Origin of the sequence: Methanococcoides sp. LMO-2 (genome assembly GCF_038432375.1) — an archaeon.
GTDB classification, from domain to species: Archaea; Halobacteriota; Methanosarcinia; order Methanosarcinales; family Methanosarcinaceae; genus Methanococcoides; species Methanococcoides cohabitans.
Genome location: NZ_JBCAUS010000002.1, coordinates 237,250 through 258,392 on the forward strand (window position 1 = coordinate 237,250; position 21,143 = coordinate 258,392).

24 protein-coding genes are annotated in these 21,143 nt (G+C 40.6%); 12 read left to right on the plus strand and 12 right to left on the minus strand.

Annotated elements, in window-relative coordinates:
• The first annotated feature begins 28 nt into the window (after positions 1 to 28).
• The 4 genes from WOA13_RS01300 (at position 29) to WOA13_RS01315 (ending at position 3,808) form a co-directional block, all read left to right on the plus strand.
• Positions 29 to 2,410 (plus strand): histidine kinase N-terminal 7TM domain-containing protein, encoded by a 2,382-nt coding sequence (locus WOA13_RS01300; protein WP_342126199.1) that lies wholly within the window; start codon positions 29 to 31, stop codon positions 2,408 to 2,410.
• Between the two features lie 6 nt (positions 2,411 to 2,416).
• Entirely contained in the window at positions 2,417 to 2,677 is a 261-nt protein-coding gene (locus WOA13_RS01305; RefSeq protein WP_342126200.1) for an ATP-binding protein, read from the plus strand.
• Between the two features lie 173 nt (positions 2,678 to 2,850).
• Positions 2,851 to 3,273, plus strand: a complete 423-nt coding sequence (locus WOA13_RS01310; RefSeq protein WP_342126201.1) for a hypothetical protein — start codon at positions 2,851 to 2,853, stop codon at positions 3,271 to 3,273.
• 100 nt (positions 3,274 to 3,373) lie between these two features.
• Positions 3,374 to 3,808 (plus strand): hypothetical protein, encoded by a 435-nt coding sequence (locus WOA13_RS01315; protein WP_342126202.1) that lies wholly within the window; start codon positions 3,374 to 3,376, stop codon positions 3,806 to 3,808.
• Positions 3,809 to 4,058: 250 nt separating this feature from the next.
• On the opposite strand, the gene WOA13_RS01320 is transcribed toward WOA13_RS01315, so the two are convergent.
• Positions 4,059 to 5,060 carry an NAD(P)-dependent alcohol dehydrogenase gene (locus tag WOA13_RS01320; protein ID WP_342126203.1) on the minus strand — a complete coding sequence of 334 codons (1,002 nt, stop codon included), beginning with the start codon at positions 5,058 to 5,060 and terminating at the stop codon, positions 4,059 to 4,061.
• 89 nt (positions 5,061 to 5,149) lie between these two features.
• Positions 5,150 to 5,779, minus strand: coding sequence for a type 1 glutamine amidotransferase family protein (locus WOA13_RS01325; RefSeq protein WP_342126204.1), 630 nt, complete (start codon positions 5,777 to 5,779; stop codon positions 5,150 to 5,152).
• A gap of 291 nt (positions 5,780 to 6,070) precedes the next feature.
• Between WOA13_RS01325 and WOA13_RS01330 the strand changes: the two genes are divergently transcribed.
• Complete coding sequence (locus WOA13_RS01330; protein ID WP_342126205.1) at positions 6,071 to 6,523, plus strand: hypothetical protein; 453 nt, start codon at positions 6,071 to 6,073, stop codon at positions 6,521 to 6,523.
• 191 nt (positions 6,524 to 6,714) lie between these two features.
• Here WOA13_RS01330 and WOA13_RS01335 read toward each other — a convergent pair whose 3' ends face one another.
• Positions 6,715 to 7,494, minus strand: a complete 780-nt coding sequence (locus tag WOA13_RS01335) for a 4Fe-4S double cluster binding domain-containing protein (protein WP_342126206.1) — start codon at positions 7,492 to 7,494, stop codon at positions 6,715 to 6,717.
• Between the two features lie 476 nt (positions 7,495 to 7,970).
• Here WOA13_RS01335 and WOA13_RS01340 point away from each other — a divergent pair, with 476 nt between their 5' ends.
• Together WOA13_RS01340 and WOA13_RS01345 are read left to right on the plus strand one after the other, a co-directional pair.
• Positions 7,971 to 8,150: a hypothetical protein gene (locus WOA13_RS01340; RefSeq protein WP_342126207.1), complete on the plus strand. Its 180-nt coding sequence runs from the start codon at positions 7,971 to 7,973 to the stop codon at positions 8,148 to 8,150.
• Positions 8,151 to 8,290: 140 nt separating this feature from the next.
• Positions 8,291 to 8,857: a toll/interleukin-1 receptor domain-containing protein gene (locus tag WOA13_RS01345; protein WP_342126208.1), complete on the plus strand. Its 567-nt coding sequence runs from the start codon at positions 8,291 to 8,293 to the stop codon at positions 8,855 to 8,857.
• A gap of 53 nt (positions 8,858 to 8,910) precedes the next feature.
• On the opposite strand, the gene WOA13_RS01350 is transcribed toward WOA13_RS01345, so the two are convergent.
• Both WOA13_RS01350 and WOA13_RS01355 read right to left on the minus strand, forming a co-directional pair.
• On the minus strand, positions 8,911 to 9,516 hold the full coding sequence (locus WOA13_RS01350) for a VTT domain-containing protein (RefSeq protein ID WP_342126209.1): 606 nt from the start codon (positions 9,514 to 9,516) through the stop codon (positions 8,911 to 8,913).
• Positions 9,494 to 9,676 carry a hypothetical protein gene (locus WOA13_RS01355; RefSeq protein ID WP_342126210.1) on the minus strand — a complete coding sequence of 61 codons (183 nt, stop codon included), beginning with the start codon at positions 9,674 to 9,676 and terminating at the stop codon, positions 9,494 to 9,496. Before WOA13_RS01355 ends, WOA13_RS01350 begins: the two co-directional genes overlap by 23 nt.
• Before the next feature lie 43 nt (positions 9,677 to 9,719).
• Here WOA13_RS01355 and WOA13_RS01360 point away from each other — a divergent pair, with 43 nt between their 5' ends.
• Positions 9,720 to 11,144 carry a ribulose-bisphosphate carboxylase gene (locus WOA13_RS01360; protein ID WP_342126211.1) on the plus strand — a complete coding sequence of 475 codons (1,425 nt, stop codon included), beginning with the start codon at positions 9,720 to 9,722 and terminating at the stop codon, positions 11,142 to 11,144.
• 245 nt (positions 11,145 to 11,389) lie between these two features.
• Here WOA13_RS01360 and WOA13_RS01365 read toward each other — a convergent pair whose 3' ends face one another.
• From WOA13_RS01365 to WOA13_RS01395, 7 genes are all read right to left on the minus strand, one after another.
• Positions 11,390 to 11,644 carry a carboxymuconolactone decarboxylase family protein gene (locus WOA13_RS01365; protein WP_342126212.1) on the minus strand — a complete coding sequence of 85 codons (255 nt, stop codon included), beginning with the start codon at positions 11,642 to 11,644 and terminating at the stop codon, positions 11,390 to 11,392.
• The gene (locus tag WOA13_RS01370) at positions 11,641 to 11,982 is read right to left on the minus strand and encodes an ArsR family transcriptional regulator (protein WP_342126213.1); all 342 of its coding nucleotides are present in this window, start codon (positions 11,980 to 11,982) and stop codon (positions 11,641 to 11,643) included. Before WOA13_RS01370 ends, WOA13_RS01365 begins: the two co-directional genes overlap by 4 nt.
• A gap of 108 nt (positions 11,983 to 12,090) precedes the next feature.
• Complete coding sequence (locus WOA13_RS01375; RefSeq protein WP_342126214.1) at positions 12,091 to 13,320, minus strand: ABC transporter permease; 1,230 nt, start codon at positions 13,318 to 13,320, stop codon at positions 12,091 to 12,093.
• Positions 13,298 to 14,596: a COG1361 S-layer family protein gene (locus tag WOA13_RS01380; protein WP_342126215.1), complete on the minus strand. Its 1,299-nt coding sequence runs from the start codon at positions 14,594 to 14,596 to the stop codon at positions 13,298 to 13,300. The genes WOA13_RS01375 and WOA13_RS01380 overlap by 23 nt, the downstream gene beginning before the upstream one ends.
• A gap of 29 nt (positions 14,597 to 14,625) precedes the next feature.
• On the minus strand, positions 14,626 to 15,339 hold the full coding sequence (locus WOA13_RS01385) for an ABC transporter ATP-binding protein (RefSeq protein ID WP_342126216.1): 714 nt from the start codon (positions 15,337 to 15,339) through the stop codon (positions 14,626 to 14,628).
• A 526-nt stretch (positions 15,340 to 15,865) separates the two neighbouring features.
• Complete coding sequence (locus tag WOA13_RS01390; protein WP_342126217.1) at positions 15,866 to 16,630, minus strand: helix-turn-helix transcriptional regulator; 765 nt, start codon at positions 16,628 to 16,630, stop codon at positions 15,866 to 15,868.
• A 17-nt stretch (positions 16,631 to 16,647) separates the two neighbouring features.
• A complete protein-coding gene (locus tag WOA13_RS01395; RefSeq protein ID WP_342126218.1) occupies positions 16,648 to 17,562 on the minus strand; it encodes a hypothetical protein in 915 nt (304 codons plus the stop codon).
• A 557-nt stretch (positions 17,563 to 18,119) separates the two neighbouring features.
• On the opposite strand from WOA13_RS01395, the gene WOA13_RS01400 reads away from it, so the two are divergent.
• The 4 genes from WOA13_RS01400 (at position 18,120) to WOA13_RS01415 (ending at position 20,992) form a co-directional block, all read left to right on the plus strand.
• On the plus strand, positions 18,120 to 18,881 hold the full coding sequence (locus WOA13_RS01400) for a hypothetical protein (protein WP_342126219.1): 762 nt from the start codon (positions 18,120 to 18,122) through the stop codon (positions 18,879 to 18,881).
• A 320-nt stretch (positions 18,882 to 19,201) separates the two neighbouring features.
• Positions 19,202 to 19,819, plus strand: coding sequence for a hypothetical protein (locus WOA13_RS01405; protein WP_342126220.1), 618 nt, complete (start codon positions 19,202 to 19,204; stop codon positions 19,817 to 19,819).
• A 57-nt stretch (positions 19,820 to 19,876) separates the two neighbouring features.
• Positions 19,877 to 20,059: a hypothetical protein gene (locus tag WOA13_RS01410; protein ID WP_048205349.1), complete on the plus strand. Its 183-nt coding sequence runs from the start codon at positions 19,877 to 19,879 to the stop codon at positions 20,057 to 20,059.
• A gap of 123 nt (positions 20,060 to 20,182) precedes the next feature.
• Entirely contained in the window at positions 20,183 to 20,992 is an 810-nt protein-coding gene (locus WOA13_RS01415; RefSeq protein WP_342126221.1) for an FTR1 family iron permease, read from the plus strand.
• The last annotated feature ends 151 nt before the right edge of the window (positions 20,993 to 21,143 follow it).

Consider the following 21,143-nt stretch of genomic DNA (forward strand, 5'->3'; position numbering starts at 1 on the left):
CAAATCTTTTTTTGCTGAAACGAGTACCTTGACTACAGGTGATACAACGATCCATTTCAGCTTATATTCTGATTTCTTAATAGTTTCCGGGATATTGCTTATAATGATGGCACTCTATATCCAGCAGTTTAGGGACTCTGAGTATGTTGCTTATTTTGGAATGTTGTTGTTCTCTCTTGCGATCTATTCAATATTCTATTCTCTGGAGATCGCTTCAACAGAACTGGAAGCTTCGCTGATCTTCTACAAACTCCAGTATGTCGGAATATCGATGATACCGGCTTTTTTACTTCTGTTCTCTATGAGCTATACAGGAAGAGAGCAGTGGCTTACACACAGGAAGATGGTCGGTCTGTTCATCGTACCGATGATAACCCTTGTTCTTGCATTTACAACAGAGATACATTCCCTTTTTCATGAAACGATTTACATAAGCAGTACAGGTCCTTTTTTTGGACTCTATTTTGAACCGGGTCTGTATTATTGGTTCAATCAGGTATATTCTATCATATTGATACTTTACAGCATTTTTCTTTTTTTCAATATGTGGGTACACAACAGAACTTTCTATGGAAGACAACTGGTAATTCTGATCATCTGTGCAATGATTCCTTTTTCCGTCTATCTTCTATATCTGGTTGGTTTGTTCCCTGCAGGCCTTGATCCTATTCCTTTTGTCTTCATTCTATGTGTAATGCTGGTATACGCTGGAATATTCCGCTACAGGTTACTTGATATAACGCCACTTGCACGTAGTTTTCTTTTTGAGAATATGCCTTCTGGTGTAATTGTTCTTGACAGGAAGGAACGACTTATTGATATCAACCAGTTTGCTGAGGAATACCTGGAGATTTCCGCAAACGATCTGGGCAGGCATGTTTCAGAAATACCTGGTTACTGGCCTGAACTTCTCGACCTTGAATATAATGGTAGAGAAATGAACAGGACGGAGCTGAAGAAAGATCTTTCCGATGGAACGATGTGGTTTAATATCACCCTTTCTCCTCTTTATGACAAACACGACGATGTTCATGGAAGAATGATAATTCTGAATGACATTACAGACAGAAAGCTTACAGAAGACATTCTATCTATCCAGCATGATCTTTCAATTGACATGGGGAAACGTTCTGATCTTTTGAGTATCCTGAATTCCCTTGTGGAACATCTTGTAACCCTTGAGGCTATTGATTCCAGTGGGATCTATCTGGTAAATGATAACGGGGATCTGGATATGATCGTACACAATGGGCTTTCACCTGGGTTTGTAGCACAATGCAGGCACTATGATAAAGATTCGTTGAATGCAAAAATTGTAAGGGATGGGAAACCAGTATACGTTAAGTATTCTGACATGTTATCAACCAATCTGGTCAACACTCTCTCTGAGGACTTCCTGTCTGAAGGATTAAGGTCAATGACTGCAATTCCTATACATTTCGAAGGAAAAGCTGTTGCCTGCATGAGTGTTTCATCTCATAGTTATAATGCAATACCGAAGCAGACAAGGAACGGACTTGAAAGCATAGCTTCTTTTGCAGGTGAATATATCGCAAGAGCCAGAATACAGGATGCCCTTAACAGGCAGAAGACCGATCTGGAAAACCTGTTCAATTCCATGGACGATCTTTTCTTTGTTGTGGATGAAGCTGGTAACATCGTTTCCACAAATGAATCAGCCAGGTTAAAGCTTGGGTACAGTGAAGAGGAGCTAATCTCCATGAAAGTAACTGATATCCATCCAGAAGAAAGTAAAGACAAGGTAATATCAACTGTAGGACAGTTACTTTGTGGATACCTCGATTCATGTTCAATTCCCATTATTTCTAAAGATGGAACATTGATACCTGTTGAGACCAGGGTGACCAATGGTAAATGGAATGGTAAAAAAGTGATGTTTGGTATCTCAAGGGACGTAAGCGAACGTGAAAAACACGAAAAAGAGATCCTTGAGGCGAAAAACAAAGCCGAAGAGGCAAGCCGCATCAAATCCGAGTTCCTTGCGAACATGAGCCATGAGTTACGTACGCCTCTGAATTCCATTATTGGATTCTCACAGTTGCTAAATAGCAATCCTTTTGACAACTTGAATGAAAAGGAGGTAAAATATTCACACAACATTATGACCAGTGGTCAGCATCTGTTGGACCTTATCAATGATATCCTTGACATTTCAAAGATCGAGAGCGGAAGGATGCAGCTTGAATATGAGACATTCAGTTCATCTCACTTCTTTTATGAAATTGAAAGCATGGTCAAGCATCTGGCGGATGAAAAGAACATAGAGATCTATGGTCATGCTCGTTCAGAGAATTTTTATATGTATGCTGACAGGTTAAGAATGAAGCAAATAATGTACAATCTGTTAAGCAATTCCCTGAAGTTCACTCCTGAGAACGGATGTATATAGATCAACATGGCCGAGAACGATAACGTATTTGAAATCTCTGTGTCAGATAACGGTATTGGTATCCCTGAGGAAAAGCAGGAAGTGATCTTTGAGACTTTCAGGCAGGCAGACTCATCGACCTCAAAACAATACGGTGGTACAGGTCTGGGACTTGCTCTGGTCAGGAAATATGTTGAGATGCATGGCGGTAACATCTGGGTTGACAGTGAAGAAGGCGTTGGAAGCACCTTCACTTTTACCATTCCTTCGGGTTCCGGCCTCAAATGATAGCTCATATGTAATATTGACTTTTTTTAAGTAAACAAAAGTATATATGTTGTCATTCTCTAATTTAATTTGGGGAGTATCGGTATTATGACAACAATATTGTTCCGTATTCCATTTGTAGAATAGATTCCCATATGTGGCAGGAAGACTTCCGGCTCCGGGGTGGAAAGTGCATGGAAATAATTCCTTATTTTCATGTAATTGTAGCTATCCTGATCTTTGTTGTCGGGTTCATTTTCCACTGGTTAGGTCAGCTTATCTCAGTTTTGAACTGGGAATTAGCCACAAAAATAGGACTTCAGGAAAAGAAACTGATCCCTGAGTTCAAAGTATATGAACATGCAATAGCTGTTGCCGATGCATCTATCGGCTGGATCTATGGGATAGTAGCTGTCGGTCTGGTCCTGAATTACTCCTGGGCATTCAAGCTGGCATGGATTCCCGGTGTGATTTTTCTTTACCACAGCCTGAGCTTTTGGTTCTGGATCGGGAACCAGAACAGTCTGGGACATCAGACCACCACGAACAGGTTCAGGATTATCTGGTTCCTTACAAACTTCACAACCGGTATTCTTGCGATCACAGTGGCATGGTGATATAGGATCTGGTAGGGTCTGATCGTGGGACATGGATATGAACAACAAACCAAAATTAATATCTAAAATACTTTATAAAAATAGACAATGAGGATGGAAAATGCAGGAACTGGAACTTCTATCAAAGGTGACCTTGTATGGTCTTTTGTTATTGTTCGCAATTTTCACGCTGATTCTATGTTGGTTTCAAGTCAACGTCTACAAAGGTAAAGCTATGGATAACCCGGACGGTTCAACCGATGATTGGCATGAGCAAAAGATATTATTTGGAATGTCATTTGCAGACATTGTGATCATTTGTCCGCTTACTTTTGTTGCTATCGTTTTGGTTTTGTTCAATTCTCATTGGGGTTTTCTTATCCTTGCAATGCTGAGCTTCTGGTATGTATGGGTGAACACCGCTTTTACAGTTACCAGCTTACGATTTGAGAGTCCGGATCTCACTATCATGTGGATCATAGCTTATCCATTTGGGATATTGATTGGGTTGCTTTACCTGATCTGGTTTATCCTTCACTTCGATTTGGTATTTTAACTCTATGAAGTTTAAATTTGGAAGTTCATTTGGTTGTCAACCACGACCATTATATACGTTAACAATAAAAAAGGGGCTGGTACGAAGCACGGTTGGGGAACTGTGTATTCAGGAAGGGGTACTTCCTTTGCTTATGTAGGTGCTCTTAAGAATGAAATCTCTATGAGGATCGAGTCCACAAGAAGATCATCTACAAGCGCTTACATGAGCAATCCTTTTTTCTTTTCAGGACAAACAGTTCTGAAATGTTTTATTTCCGATCATCGTGTCCTACAGTTATAGCCACATTTCCCTTCTTGTGACCTTGTTCGGCATATGTGAAAGCTTCTGCAATTTGTTCTAGCGGGTAGCTTCTGTCTAAAACCGGTTTTAGTTTTCCGGATTCAATGAGTTCTTTGAGGAAAAGCAAACTCTCTTTTTTCTCACATGCTTCCCCTCCGCCAAAGATCACTTTTTTGCTGCCGATTTTCGAAGTCCAGAGCTTTTGAAGTAGATCATTCAGGCCACCGGCAACTGAAAGATAGAACCCATTCTGGCTCAGCGAGTTTTTGCATCTTGAAAACGATGTTTTGCCTACTACCGTGTCAAGAATAATGTCATAAACTTCACCATTTTTGGTAAAATCCTCTTTCGTATAATCGATGATATTGTCAGCTCCCAGAGACTTCACCAATTCCAGATTCCGGGTGCTGCATACTCCTGTCACCTCTGCACCAAAGAATTTGGCAATCTGTACGGCTGAACTACCAACTCCCCCTGAAGCACCATTCACAAGAACCTTTTGTCCACTCCGGACATTTGCCATGTCCCTGAGGAAATATAATGCAGTTAGTGCTCCAAAAGGAATCACTGCGGTTTCCTCATATGTCAGATTAACCGGTTTTAATGCAAGCACTCCATCTTCAGGCATGCATTTGTACTCGGCATAAGTACCAAGAGTATACCCGGTAGTTCCAAAAACCTGGTCACCTACCTTAAACGAGTCGACATCCTTGCCTATTGCTTCAATTTCCCCGGCAAGCACACCTCCAAATATACTGATTTTTGGTTTTGTGATACCAAACATTAATCGTGCCAGAGGGCCTAAACCGGGAGGAACATAAACAGAATTCCGAACATTAGAATCTCCCGTAGTTACGGGTGTTGCATGAATTTTTATGAGAACTTCATTGTCCTTAGGAACAGGTTTTGTTACATCCTTGAGCTGAAGAACTTCTGGTGGTCCGTATCTTTCGCATACAATTGCTTTCATCAACAACCTCCCTAATTATTCAGTATTGTTATTCTGTCCTACAGCTATAGACACATTTCCCTTCCTAAAATACACTGTAAACTCTTACCTCACTCTTCCAGCGACTTCATAAGTGCATAGAAATACTGCGTCTTATGAGTAACATATAATTCATACCATGCTTCAAGGGTCTGAGCCGAAAATACATCCAGATTACTGATAACTTCCTTTGCGAATTCAAGAGGGGCAATCCCTGAGGCAGTTATAAGGTTACCATCAGTCACAGCAGGCTCCTGACGATAAAATGATTCTCCGGTGTAATCGGGACAGATCGCTTTCAGGTAATCCAGATCGTTACTTGTATGGAGTCTGTTATCCAGAAGGCCGGCTTTAGCAAAACCCAGAGTTGCACCACATATGGCACCAACAGTGATACCTGCATCCAGGAACTCCTTTGCTTTCTCCAGTATTGGCGTGTGAATATCTTCAAGCCAGGTATCGCCACCTGGCAGGATCAGCACTCCGGCATCGTTAGTCATTAATTCATCAAGGCTAATGTCTGGCTCAATACGCAACCCACCCATGGTAACAACAGGCTCTTTTGTAATACCTACTGTCCTGACCGTGTATTCGCTTGCATTCTTCCTGAAATAACGGCCGGAATTCAATTCAGCTATCAGGTAACTCGGCTCCCAGTCGGCCATCGTGTTAAGAACGTAAAGATAAGCTATTTTAGTCATTATATTACTCCTGATTTTGGTATGTGATTCTATATTTTCATTTACTAAACTGACTTGTAGGTACAAAACTATTTTTGAAATTTACTTTAGGCAGTATTCAAGCAGTTGGGAAAGAAGAGTATTGACATATCTTACACCGAATGGAAGAAGATGGGTTTCTCCAAAGGTATATTGCACTAGATGAAGCAGAATGCCAGAAGTGATAAGCCGTTTGCCCTCAATGCTCATGTGAGGGAAAGAATTGAGATATGGGAAACAAAGCTTTTAATTTGATATAACTAACTTAATGATATGAATTACAAACATACCCAAACAGGATATTTTATAATATGTGTCGCACTTGCGCTTGTTTCGCTGTTTGTATTTATTTTATCATCATCAGATTTTGAACCAATAGTTTTTGCCGTTATGTTACTCATTGTCCTAATCTTAATCTCTTTTACAACACTTAAAGTCACGATTGATGAAACCTACCTAAGAATAAAATTTGGCTATGGAATATTTTGGAAGAAGTTTCCGATTAATGAAATTGTTTCAGCAAGAACGGTAAAGAATCATTGGTATTATGGCTGGGGGATCAGATTGTGGCTATGGCCTAAGATGGTAATTTTTAATGTTTCTGGGTTTGATGCAGTTGAGATTAAGATGAAAAACGGTAAAGTATACAGGATAGGTACAGATGAACCTAAACAACTGGAAAATGCAATCTTACAAGCAATTGAATTAAAAATAGAAGAATTCTGAATTCAAGTTCTCACAAAATACAAATGCTGCCTATCGGGATAGTACACGAAGCAAAATACCCAGGATTGATAAGTTATTTACTCTCAATGCTCATGTCAGGGAGAGGTTGGAGAACTGGACGAGATGTTATTGAAGAAAATATATTTTGTGAAATAGGACGTTAAAAAAAGAAAAGAAATAGTACTTCCTCTTCAATCAAGTCCTCTTTTACCAGGAATTATGCTTTCTTCCACTGGTTTTCCATAGGGACATATCAGATTGCATATTGTACACTCCATGAATCCCCTTTTTGTTATACGACGTATGTGTTTCTCATTTTGAGGAGAAACGTCTTTGTCAAATTCATGGGAAACTACACATTTGTCGTAAATGACTTTCTTTCCAGGTTCTACTCCTTGGGAAGGGCCAGGAATGATCGCCTGATAGGGACAGCTTTTAACACACTGAGAATGTTCCTGACAAAGGGGTTGTTCTGAACATAGATCCCGTTCAAAGGGTTCATCGGGCTCAAGTTCTGCATCTGTCAATACTGTTACCCATCTAACTCTTGGCCCGTATTCAGGTGTTATAACCTGAGTATTGTGTCCTATAAATCCCAATCCTGCAAGATACGCGGCAACCTTTTCATGGACTGCATGGGATGGAACCGCTTTGTATCCTTTTTCATTTAACCAAGAAATCAAACGCCATGCACGAGTTTCGGTCACTTCGTAATACAGGTTGTAATAGTCAGCTTCCCCTCCAGAAAAATCCCCGGTACTCACAGATGATATCGCTGCATTTAAACCTTCATCCCAGAGAACTAAACCCATTACAAATGCCGATTTGGCTTCTGGCATGACTTCAGATGGTTTCACCATCCCCCTGTCATCCGGGAAATCAACCGTTTCCAGTTTTTCGAGATCCGAAACACCAAAAAGCTGGAAACCTTCCTCAAAAGCACGTTCCTGAATCTCTTCTTTTAAGCTCATTGTATCCTCCATTTTTCCATCACAAGTATTCTAACAGAAAATTTAAGCTATATTAACAGATAATTTGTGCCAAACATATATAGCCCTAAGCAAGTGGGAATTTCCAATGTAATAAGATTATCTCAATAACTCAGCTTGTCAAGCTTATTGAATTATCGACTTGATACTTTTCAAAAGTTCAGAAAAGAAATAAATTAAATGTTCTTAAAACTCTTTGTAATTATTTAAAAAAATATAATTCTTATAGTGTACTTATTGTTTTAATTTTAAGAGTTCGGTTTTTTAGTGTTACCTATATCCCCTATATCATGTACGGGGGGAGGGATTCGAAACCTTGAATTTTTCGAAATTGGATTTTGAGTCCGAAGCGTTTGTCTTTTCGTAGTGCAACTTGTAAAAACAATTATTTCTTATTTTTAATTTTAGCATCACTATTTATACAAATTACACTTACTATTACATGGGGGTATATGTCAATGGACACACCAGAAAATAAGGAAATGATGCTAACCTCTAGGTTATATCAGCAAAAGAAAGATGATGCTTCATCACTTCAACCAGAACCAATACCATGTCCGGAGCCGGAACCAGAACCTGCGCCAGAGCCAGTTCCTTATCCTGAACCTTCCAAAAAACCACGAGATAAGAAAGACTGACTGAATGGTGACCGGGTGGTACTTCAGAATTCAAAAGAAACCTCTGTTTCAGGATTTTATCCTTGGATCCTTAGTCGGATCAGGGAATGATCATCTTCAGTATTATTGATAAGAGCGGAGGCATCGGGAGGATAAAAATAATGATAACCAGAGTATATATTTCCCACTCTGAGAAAGATACGGGTCTTGCCAGGGAGCTGGAGCAGGCCTTGTGGGCTGTGAATCTGGAGAGCTTTTCCTCTGTGCTCAAAAAGACCGAATCGCTGTCCGAATCAGAACTTATAGGCTTTGGCATTCGCCATTCGGATTGTGTTGTCGTGATACTCACAATGGACGGGATACTATCACCAAAAGTAAACGAGGAAATTGGTTTTGCTGTTGGTACCGACCAGCTGGTGATCCCGTTGCTTGAATACGGAGAGAAATTACCATCCCTGATAAGTCATCTACCAGCAATTGGTTTTTCAAGGGATACCTTTGAAGATGCGCTGGGAGTTGTCATAAAAGATATCCGTCAGCTTACTAAGCTGGACTGGCTGAAGATCAAATGTCCACACTGCGGAGAGGAGATGACGCAGTATATCACACCTCAGGAAGAGGTCGAGAAAGTTCTCCTGGAAGGTCACGATCTCAAGACCATGTGCAGCTACTGTGAGAATACGATCTCACTGGATCCAAGGACGTTCAGACCTCGCTCCCCGGAATGATCCCTATGGGCATTCAGGATGGTCGAGGGTTATGTCTGCATGCACAGCCACTTTCAGATCAGGCTATATCCCAGTTTTGAAAGCTCCACAAGCAATACGATAAGTGTAAAATTACCCGCGAACAGGGGTACGATCATTTTCCGGAATGGGAACCTCACTATTGCAAGTGCTACTGCGATCACATCGCTTGGAAGGGGTGTGAGGGAGTAAAGGAAGATCATCAGCATGGTCACCCTGTCATCGATACCTTCCATCCATTTTGTAAGGCGATGGACGTTGCCTTCATATCTTCCCTTAATGCACTGCCTTCCTTTTGTACCAAGGTAGTAGAATACAAGGTCACCGAAAGTAAGCCCTATGCTTGCGAACAATGCGATCCATACTGAATTCACTCCTCCGATGGATATTGTGATCAGGGCGGTGTAGAATGTTGTGGAGGTAAATGTGGAAACTCCGCCTATCATTGCCAGCAGGAAGACAAATATGTAGACATTGCGCACCCCCAGCTTTTCTACTATCTCTGCCGGAGGGTGGTAAAATAGCAGGATTGACCACGAGGCGATGAACAGAATTATCAGGCCGATGACCTGTAGATTCCTTTTTCCGTCATAGTGCGGGCACATCCCTGTATCCTGATCATGTATTTCTGAGTTGTCCATATTTTCCATTTTGATCCTGCTTTGTTTTATAGTAATTTGGGAAGTTCTGGTTAAAGGCTTTTCCTTTGATCTTCTTATAGATCTGTCTGATCAATCTGATTTTCAGTAAACAATGATTCCTGTTCTTCTTCATTCCTTCCCCATTTTCATCCAGTTTCATTTCACTCCAAAAATTCAAATAGCTTGCAGGCTCTCTTCTTATTATGAGCTCGATTTATGAAGATCTGGTCAGTTCGCTCGATTCCAAACAGGCAGCTTATGTTAATCTGGAACTTCCGGACCCGACCAACGGGGAATATCTTCTTGGGGTCTTTCACTTAATTCCCGGGGGAGAATTAAATATATTGCAGGCCGCCGCTGAGATTGCAGCGGAATCATCCACAGGTACGAACTTCAAAGTTAATACTGAGACCAAATTTTCCAGGGTCATGAATGCTCTGGTCTACCAGCTTGATCTGGAAAGGAACCTTGTCTGGGTTGCTTATCCATGGAGGCTTTTTGACAGGGGAGGAAATGTACAGAACATTCTGACATACATTGTTGGAAACATTCTGGGAATGAAGGAGATCTCAGCACTGAAGCTGCTGGATGTATGGTTCCCACCATCCATGCTCGAGCAGTATGACGGTCCCGGCTTTACTGTTGATGACATGAGGGAATACCTCGGTGTCTACGACAGGCCGATCCTCGGTACAATTGTAAAACCAAAGATGGGACTCACTTCTGCAGAGTACGCTGAGGTCTGCTACGACTTCTGGGTAGGCGGAGGAGATTTCGTCAAGAACGACGAGCCTCAGGCAAACCAGGACTTCTGCCCATATGACAAGATGGTACTGCATGTAAAGGAGGCCATGGACAAAGCGGTCAAGGAGACCGGCCAGAAAAAGGTCCACTCTTTCAATGTTTCAGCCGCTGACTTTGACACCATGATCGAAAGGTGTGAAATGATCGTCAATGCAGGTTTCGAGCCTGGAAGCTATGCATTCCTTATCGACGGTATCACCGCTGGATGGATGGCTATCCAGACCATCAGGAGACGATATCCGAATGTTTTCCTGCACTTCCACAGGGCAGCTCACGGAGCTTTCACAAGACCTGAGAACCCCATCGGTTTTTCAGTCCTTGTCCTGTCCAAGTTCGCACGCCTTGCCGGTGCTTCAGGTATCCACACAGGTACAGCAGGTGTAGGTAAGATGAAAGGAACACCTGAAGAGGATGTAGTAGCTGCACACGGTATCCAGTATCTCAGTTCCACCGGCCACTTCTTCGAGCAGTCATGGACCAAGATCATGGACACAGATAAGGATGCAATAAATCTTGTTCATGAAGATACGGCTCACCATGTGATCCTTGATGATGACAGCTGGAGAGGCATGAAGAAATGCTGTCCTATCGTTTCCGGTGGACTGAATCCTGTAAGACTCAAGCCATTCATCGATGTCATGGGCAATGTTGATTTCATCACAACCATGGGCTCAGGTGTCCATGCACATCCTGAAGGGACACAGTCAGGAGCAAAAGCACTTGTTCAGGCATGTGATGCTTACCTTAAAGGAATTGACATTGCAGAATATGCCAAAGATCACAAGGAACTGGCACAGGCCATTGAGTTCTTCCCGAAGGTCTGAGGTCGCTGCAGAGTTTCGTTGAGAGGACAGAATAATACTATACAGGGCTGGTCAGATCGATAATTATTCGGACCAGTTTCTGTAGCTACTCTTTTTTGATATGGATCTAGATTGCCCAAACATTTGAAAAAAGAATCAAAATCTTATTCTCGAGCAGTACAAATGCATCCCCTACCAGGAAGTGATTCGTTCCATTCTGGAATACTTTCTTCATGAAAAACAAAAAAAGGAAGCTTATGTCCCGATTAATCGATGTGCTTTAACCCGCTTCCAAATCGTATGAGTGCAGCAATGGCGATATCTTCATTGATCTCATCATCTGTAAATCCTGCTTTTCTGGCAAGGTTTTTCTGATTATCTACACATTCATCACAATTGATAGCAACCGCACTTCCCAATGCTATTAATCTCTTAGTTTTACCTTCCAAATTATTGTCTGCGAATAATCTGTCCTTCAGATCTGAAAATCCGATATTTTGTTCAATGTTTTTCGAACTCATTTTTTACCACCTGTTTTTACATTTTCTAAATATGCATCGCCCCGGATGGTTAACTCATATTCTGTTTTATCAGAAGAATCGAGTTTGCTGATATAGAATGCATCCTCCAGCATATCGAGGTTAAGTTTTGCCTGCATGTCGTTCATATCGAGTTCAATCTTTATCTGATCAAGACTTTTTGATCCATCCGCTAAAAACTCCATTATCATCCTGCGTTTGGGGTTTTGAAGTGTTTTCAAACCAATTGCATGGTCTTCTGAAGGATTTCGCTCTTTTCCACTTTCATTCATCTTTTGTATCAATTTCTGTTTTTTTCTGGCAATTTCATCTAGATCCATATTAACCATTTATCATGAATAATCCTTATATTTAATATATTTTCTGGTGTCACTTAATTTTTGCTAATAGATTTAAAATTTAAACTTTAAAAAAAGGGAGGTATGATCTTACTCATACCTCAAAGCATCCACTGGTTTCATTTTTGATGCGTTGTATGCAGGTACTACTCCTGATACAATTCCTACAAAAATGGCGATGGAGATCCCTATTAATACCAGTTCAGGGGACAGTGTAGATCCCATCGAGGAACGCATTATTGTAAGTCCGAGGTTAGGCAGTAGGGATGTCAAAACAAGGCTTAGGAGAATGCCGAGAATACCTCCTACAAGTCCCACCATGGCAGAGTTGAAAAGGAATATCATCATGATGTCCCTGTTCTTTGCTCCTATGGCTTTCATGGTTCCTATGTCCTTTGTCCTTTCCATTACGGATGTGAACATTGTGTTTGCAATTCCTACAGATCCAACTACAAGTGAGACACCAGCTATAGCTGCAAGGAAGAGACTCATTGAATCCATCATCTCAGTTGCACTTTCTAATTGGGATTGTGGGTCTGAAACACTGAAATCCCTGTCATTTTCTGTAACATGTCTTGAGATCATTAGCTTTTCTTCTATATCCTCTATCACAGCATCAACGTTGTCGATATCATCAACTTTTACAATGATAGAATCAAAAATATCATCTTCAGCATCTTCGATTATCTCAACTGCTGCATCTATAGGCATGATGATTCCATTATCATTGTCTCCTTCTTCCAGTATACCTACTACCCTTACGGATTTTCCATTGATACTAATTACCTGGTTGAGACTTATGGGTTGGTCGAACATTTCATTGGCAATCTTGTCTCCTATGACAGCAACATAGTTGTCTGAAGCCTCAAGTAGCCTTCCGGAGGCAGCAGTATATGATGTTGTGTACTGCCAAACCTGTGAATCAACGCCAGTAATGGAAAGACTTGCCGACTCCCCCAGATAGTATACATCTTCTTTGCCTAATATCTGTCCATACAGATAATCGACATTCCCAACCAGCTTGAGTGCCATCACATCCTTGTCTGTCAATTCGGCATCATCTGCTGAAGAGGAAGAATCCCCTCCCGGTCTCATTCCCATTGCTGATGAAGCTTTAGTATATCCGGGAGTTATGGTAAGGGATGTCATGTCCATGTCCGCAAACCTGCTATCCATATCTGCTTCCATGCTATCACTAAGCGCCATGATAGTGACAACAGACCCTACTCCTATCACAATACCAATAATTGTGAGCCAGCTTCTGATCTTGCTGTGAAAAAGGATATTGGCAGCAAGCTTAAGATATGTCTTGTACCTCATCGTCCTTTTCCTTCGAAGTTTTTGTTTTCTTGTAATAGAATGCTCCACCAACTACGACTCCAATTACCAATAGATATGTCAGGTAAGTGCTTATGGAAGAACTATTATTTCTTGCACCAGGTCCGGCTGTGGTCATATCTCCTGTAGTGGATGTAAGTTCAATAGGAACGGTCTTTTCAACTGAAACCCTTTGTCCGGTCGAATCCGTATATTCTATCAGTACCTCGAGTCCGTTCTGGGATTGCTGTGATTGGCGCAGTGCTGCTATTTCTTCAGGATCCATTTCATCAATGTTCATGGATGATCTGTCAGTACTTTCTGAATTTGAAGCAAGATTATTATTGGTAACAGTAAATGAAGTGATGGTGTAATCACCCGTATCAAGATTACCTACTATGGTTGCAGAGCTACCGGTAGTTCTGTAGTTATCTTGTTCAGGAATAGATACTTTTACAGAATATGCTTCATTGTTACCGATATTAGCTACTGATAGAGAAACTTCTCCTTCACTTCCTTCAGAGAAAGTGACATCGAAATCGGTACCTCCGCCAATGAAGAGACCTGCTTTGGTATTGATCTCATTCACATTTGAATCATAGTCTTCAAATTCCAGATTAATGTCCAGTTGGTAAAGCCCGGGGTCTGCATTCACATCGGCGATAACTGAATATGTGACTGTGGCCGATTCTCCGGCTCCAAGGTATGATATGAATTTTGTATTGTCTGAATATACCGGAAGGATCTCTCCGTTGGGTTCATCCCATGAGATAGCCATGTTTTTAAGAGGGGAATTTCCTGTGTTTGTTACTGTAAATTCCAGAGTTTCTTCAACTGCACGATCGATAACTGCTTCGTTAATTAGTACCTGGGCGTATTCCTTTCCACGTACTTCAACATCGACTGTTGTAGTTTTAGTTGCACTGTCTCCCTCATTAACACATATGTCAAGCTCATAGAGTCCTTCTGCTGCATTGGGATCAACATTTAGTGTGAACCTTAGGATCGCTGCATCTTCTTCGTCCTGACGTGCATCGAGGAATGAAATTGTTTTGTTCAACGATTCGCCGGATACTTCTGAAAATGGATATTCAGGTTCGATTTCCACCTTCACATCGGCAAGATCTTCATTTCCAATGTTCTGTACACTGACTGTCAGTTCAACGGTCTCACCTGGCCTTGCAGGGTTCGGGCTCTGGCTCATTATGTCCACACTGACACCAGGGGCACTCGTATAAGTTGCTGCAGAAGCAGTTGCAATCGGTGATACCAATAGCATTAGTAATATCAAAAAGGACTTTATATTTTTCATGTCAACCTTTTCTCCTTAAGTTCTATTTTTTCGATCATCCCATCTTTAATGTGTATGATTTTTTCAGCATATTTTATGAGTTCAGTATCGTGGGTAACAATGATTATCGTCTTGTTCTGTTCTTCATGTAATTCGTTCAAAAATTCCAGAATATAGTCTCCGGTCTTGCTGTCCAGGGCTCCGGTAGGTTCGTCTGCCAGAAGTATTTCCGGATCGACTGAGAGGGATCTGGCAATAGCAACTCTCTGCCTTTGTCCTCCTGAGAGCTGGGAAGGCGAGTGTTGCATTTTGTCTCCAAGTCCCACTATCTTCAGCAGTTCTCTGGCCCGTTTCTCTGCCACATTTGCGTCCTCTTCCTGGAATTCCAGTGGTAGCATAACATTTTCCAGGGAATTGAGTGTAGGGATCAGGTTAAACTGTTGAAAAATGAATCCAATTGTCCTTCCCCTGATCTGTGCCAGCTCGGATTCTTCAAGGTGGGAAATATTCTTCCCATTCAGGCTGACACTTCCTTTTGTAGGGGTATCCAGACAACCTATCTGGTTCATCAGTGTACTTTTACCACTTCCACTTGGTCCGAGTATAACTACAAACTCGCCTTTCTTGATGTGCAGGTCAACTCCTTTTAATGCTGCAAACTCAATTTCACCCATCTGGTAGATCTTCCAGACATCCTTCAGGTCTATGAGGGGTACTTCATTTTCATTCATCTTTGCTGAAACCTCACGAAATCAATTGTCTGATTTTTTTTGTTCTGATTGTAGTCTGCTTTTTCACGTTCTCCCTCTCAAGGTGGCTTTGAATGAGTTATGTGGGGTCCATCATCTCACCAATACGTTTTTAGGTGGTAGTTGCTGCCACCTTGAGAGGGAGGCGTGGTAGCAATCCAGCAATTGATTATTTTGAATATAAACATACTTAATTTTTGAAGAAGAAATCTAAGTGTAAAGTCAAAATGAAGCTTTTTAATACTTAATTAATCTTAAAAATGCATTATAGTATGCACAAATCAAAATTTAAGGTTAAATAATTGGTAATTTATAATTATTTCCAATTACAGCATTTTTATTTTTGCTGATAACACACAAAAATGATCATTAAAAAAAGGTCTGACCTTGTAGGATTCGCTGGAATAAGCCGGTAGAATTCAAATCATATATTCGAGATCAATGAAATTAGAACGTCAGGAATGAACAAAAAAAGGTTAAGTTGTAAATCAGGAATAAGTTTCCTATCTTATTTTCGATCTTTTAGTATGATAACGTTGCCACGTCCCTTCCTGAACTTCTCAACATAACCCTTTGCTTCAAGTTCCGACAACATAAGGCTTACTTTTCCTTCAGAGTATCTGATCCTGCTTCGAAGGTCCTTTTGAGTTATCCTTCCACCGTTCGCTACTATTATATCGAGTACTTCCTGAAGGTCAGATGGGAACTCTTCGTTATCTTCTTCCGGCTCAGCAACTACTTCAGGTTGATATGTGACGTGATCTGTTCCTTTTTTCTTGTGTACAAAGGAATATCCACCGATTGCTATCAATGCGAGCATTATAGCTGCAATTGAATATATGCCGATAGATGACTGATTTTTCTTTTCGGAAGCCACTGAGCTTTCTTCAATCGGAGCAATTTCAGCAAGGTCTTCTTCAGTTATCAACCCTTCAGAGTATGCAGGGTAAAGCAGGAGATCGATGACATAGTTGCCAGCATCTGTGATGACAATATCCTCTTCTGCGAAGTAGATGAGAGTGTCATTATCGGAATATTTAGCTGTGATAGTGTAGCTGCCGGAATTAAGGTCAAAAGAATATGTTCCGTATTTTGCTACAACGGATTGTGATGGTGTTGAATTTACTGCAATTATAGTATTTTCCAGAGGTTCAAATGTGTTCCATTCATATGTTGCTCCATGGACGGTGGCTGAGCTGTTTGCAACTGCCATTGCCGTTGGCAGCATGCTGAGCAGAATAAAAAGGAACAATATTGAATATCTGGTTTTCATGTTAACAGCCGTTGCAATTATATTCTATTTAATGTGGTCATCCATTGACCTTGCTCAGTTTGTCCGTCCGTCGTGCTAACGTTGTAGGTTCCGTTTCCGGACATCATAACATTTCCCTGACCTGATGAAGTAAATGATATGTTGCTTCCTTTTATCATAACCATCAGACCGGAACCTGTTATGTCAGCAGATCCATTAAATCTTTTATACAGGGACACATTTTGCCCTTCGTGAAGAATATTTGAAATTTCATGATCGGCATTGATATCCAGTTTCATCTTATCATTGAGATTGGATATAGCTACAATTCCATTTTCGGTATATAGGTTAATAGTAAGATCGCCAGTAAGGATTGCTGTACCGTTTCCATTGGCAGAAATGGTATCTGTCAGGTCTAGCTTTACAGAGCCAGGGTTTATGATCTTCAGCTCCTCAAATATATTTTTCAGGATCCCGTTTGCTTCATCTAAGTCCTGCAAAGATTGTGTAAGGTAATAGCGTTTGTTGATCTGAGTTACCGGCTTTGTCTCATATGCCAGTTTTTGGTTCTCTCTTGCTCTTTCTATAGCCTGCTCATAGTCTTCAAAAAGGGATCTGAGCTTTTCAACGTCTTTGCCTCTTGTTTCCAGCTCATTTATTCCTGCTTCAATTTGAAGAGCTGTGGTCTCTGATCTTGTGATCATGTCTTCTATGAATTTTTCAGGATCCTTTCTAAGGGGTGGCATCTCGTCTTTGGGGGGCAAGGTACCATTTTCAGGGTGGAATTCAAACTTATCATTATAGGCCAGGAATTTCAGAGGCGAATCCTTAAGATTATTCCAGAGAACAATGTTCTTTTCCTGATGGTCCATAGTTTTCTGATCGACACATCCTGATGCAAATAGTGAGAGTATAAAGAGTGCAATTACTGCTAAATATGCTGCTTTTTTCATATTCATTGAATCTCCTTATGCTGGATGTTTTGTCGATAACTTGGGAATACAATGAATTCTTACAACAGATATATTATTATTGATAAGACAACGGGTTTTGTATCACTTGTTATCAGCTACCTGTTGTTGACGTAAATATATATGCATACTTTACATGGGGTATATAATACGACTTTATAATGCTTTATTATTGGTTTGAAATCAAAATTAATAGTATTTTTCTTTTGAAAATCACATTAATTGCAAAATTTAGTCTTATTTTTAATATTAGCAGCATTTATTCTTTTTATTAAAGAATTTTTGCTGATCTAACCATCACTAATTCTCTCTTCAAGTTGGATCATAATTGAGTGTATATTCTTTAAACGTTAATTATACTCTAATGCTATTTATTTCAATATATTAGTCACATTTAAGCAATAAAAAGACTTAAAATGCTTCATTTTCTCTTTAGGCTTTTATGATGTATTAAATAAATAAAGTATGCTTATATTCAACCCAAATAATGTCGCAATTGTAAGCGATCAGTAATATACTGGTGCTTAAGGAGCGATAGTATGACAAAAAAAATACTGAAATTGTTTTCCTGTCTTGCGGTCATATTGATGGTGGCATGCATTCTGCCATCTGGTGCATTTGCTGCAGAAGATGGCCAGCTTGACAAAGGAGACATGAAGTTTGGAAAGATGAACCGATTTGCAGATTCCGGAATAGACCGCCCTGATATCAGAGAGAAGTTCCAGAACGGGATGCTTGAATTCGAGACCGATGAAGAGAAGTTTGATTTCCTTCAGGAGAAAATGTCTGAATTAATCGATGAACAGATTAAAAGGTTCGAATCAATAGATCTTGATGAGATCGACAATAAGCACATCACTGCTGAGCTTATCGAGGAACGTCTTGAAGCTCTCAATAGTGCAAAGACAGACCTTGAAGCTGCAGAATCTCTAGAAGACCTTGGGGAAATAAGGGAATCAATTGCTCCAGTGAAACCTCATGATGGACCTGGGCACAGAAACAGGGGAATGATGGAGGAAATGCCTGAATTCGAAACCGAAGAAGAGAAGTTCGATTACCTTCAGGAGAAAATGTCTGAATTAATCGATAAACAGATTGAGGCTCTTGAATCTGTAGATCTCGATGAGATCGACAATGAAAGAATAACTGCTGAGAACATCGCGGAACGCCTCGACGATCTCGAGCAGGCACAGGAAGCTCTTGCAGATGCAACATCTCTTGAGGATCTTGAGGAAATAAGAAAAGATCTTAAAGAAATGAGGAGACCACATCCTCTTATGGAACTTCAGGAGGACGAGTAATAGCTGAAAAGTTGAAAAAGGGGAATTAATCCCCTTTCTTTTTTCAGCAAAATCAATTGTATGATAATCAATTAAGTTTTGATGACCAAATTATTTCCATGGATGCAGAGTCATGATACTGACAGTTGAAGAAGTCATATTTATGGCTATAGGATTCCTGTTTTTTGTTGCTATTGTGCTTGTTATAGTTATCACTTGCAAGGAAAACGCTTAAAGCAGGACGTATCCGGTTTGAATTCATGATAGTTTTGTAGATGATTCTGGGAGATTATGGCTATTCAGGCAATCAGTGATCTAATGATGATTAAGGAGTTGATACTATGGTTAAAAAAGTGGTAAAAACGTTTTCCTGCCTTGCAGTTCTGTTTATGATGATGATGAGTTCTCTACCATCGGATGCACTTGCTGCAGAAGATAATGTAAAATTTGACAACAAGGGTATGCCGGTTTCTGAAATGGAAAGATATGGTAACATAAGTAGATCAGATCCCGGAATGGATAAAGCTGCCAACATTAATGATGATATTCCGGAATTTGAAACCGAAGAAGAGGAGTTTGAGTATTTCCAGAATGATTTGTTTGAATTAATTGATAAATGGATTGTCGATCTTGAAAATAGAAAAGAGAATCTCGATGAGATTGACAATGAAAAAATGACTTCTGAGAATGTCGAGGAACAGATCGAGGTTCTTAATGGTGTAAGAGAAGAAGTTGAATCTGCCGAGTCTCTGGAAGAACTTGAAGAGATCAGGGGATCAATTATGATGTCTCCGATGGATAAGAATGATAACTTGCGATCTGGAAATATGAACCAGTCAGATTCCGGATTTGATGTTGATAATAAGATGACCCAAAAGGGATCTGAATTCAAGAATGAAGAAGGAACCTTTGAATCCATTAAGAAGAGAGTGTTTGGGTTCATCGATAAGTTGTTTTAAGCGTATGAGAGCACTGAATTCCGGAAGTAGACAAAAAAATGAAATGGTTGTGAGGCAATGGTGTTATTTTCAGAAGAGATTGTAATAGCGATTTTGGCAATCCTGTTCATTGCTATTATTGTACTTGTTATATCTCGTTGGCTATACCAGGCACAGACAGCACTTGAAAAAGGTCGTATCAGGGCCGAAGCCATGAAAGATTCACCTCTGGATTGTGATGACTATGAAATTCGTGAATAAATTAAGAACTTAGTAATTACATTGTTATCCTAAATGCGTTTTGCAATATTTGCCGCAATACTAACTACAATATATCATCCCTATCTTTGTTAGGCATACCAAAAAATAATAGGAATGATAAAAATGTTCTCAAGCTTTATGATAACATTCAGGGAAGGGCTTGAAGCCTTTCTTATCGTGGGGATCATCCTCGCATATCTTGTGCAGACAAGACGAACGGAACTGAACAAGTACGTATATGGTGCTACCGGACTGGCAATCGTTGGAAGCCTGGCCGCTGCAGTTGTCTTCAACCTCCTTTCGATACAATTTGAAGGGCGTAATGAGGAGCTCTTTGAAGGGATCGTAATGCTGTTGGCAGCGGTCATCCTGACATCCATGATCATCTGGATGGCACGTGAAAGCAACAATATCTCTACGACAATACAGGAGCAGGTCGAAGGGAAGAAGGCCTATGGACTCTTTGGACTGGCATTTCTTTCCGTATTTAGGGAGGGTATCGAGACAGTCCTCTTCCTCGGGGCAGCAGCGATGAACACGGAGACAAACGCTGTGCTCTATGGAGGAATTGCTGGTCTTTCCGTATCCGTCGTTGTTGCGTATCTTGTGTTCAAATTCTCGTCACACACGAGTATGGACAATTTCTTCAAGATCACCAGCATCTTCCTGATCCTCTTTGCAGCAGGACTGGCAGCCCACGGTGTCCATGAACTTCAGGAAGCAGGTGTGGTTCCGATCGTTGTGGAGCATGTCTGGGATATAAATCACATCATCGATGAGAAAGGAACCTTTGGTTCTGTCATGAAATCCCTGTTCGGATACAACGGAAACCCATCGCTTATCGAAGTGCTGACCTATGCAGGATACTACATAGCGGTTGGTATCGGGCTGAGGATGCCCGGAAGGAGGGAGAAGGTTGCCATAACAGCCTGATAACGTTGAAATCTAATCTACTCCAATGCTGCCATCGAAAATGATGGCAGCAGCTCTCCTCTTTTCCATCGATTGTATCTCTTGCTTTTGTTTTATCTTGTAAATATTATTCCTGCCTTATGGTTGTGTCATCTAAATGCACAATCCTTAA